Below are 327 nucleotides of genomic sequence, written 5' to 3'. Positions count from 1 at the left end.
CGCGCGCCGGGGTTGTGCCGGATGCGGCGGATCGGCAGTTCGCGGCAGGGGCGGGCGCTGGACGTGCTGTCGGTCGGCACGGGGCGGCGGCCGGTGCTGGTGGTCGGTGGCCCGCACCCGAACGAGCCGGTCGGCTATGCCACGATCGCGTTCCTGGCCGAGCTGACAGCGGCCCGCCCGGAATTGCGCGACGGCATGTCGTGGCATTTCCTGCCGTGCGTGGACCCGGACGGCGCCGCCCTGAACGAGGAATGGACGAGCGCCCCGCTCGACCTGCACACCGAGCACCGCCATTTCTTCCGCCCGGCCTTGGCGGAGCAGCCGGAA

General features: G+C 73.4%; 1 protein-coding gene. It reads left to right on the top strand.

The features are described from left to right. Positions 1–12: 12 nt before the first annotated feature. A partial coding sequence (locus ACLWS4_RS38180) for a M14 family zinc carboxypeptidase (RefSeq protein WP_416876595.1) occupies positions 13–327 on the top strand: 315 nt, incomplete at its 3' end.

The organism is Kitasatospora sp. SC0581, from assembly GCF_048159585.1.
In the GTDB taxonomy this organism is placed as follows: Bacteria; Actinomycetota; Actinomycetes; order Streptomycetales; family Streptomycetaceae; genus Kitasatospora.
This window is presented reverse-complemented; position numbering and strand designations above follow the sequence as displayed.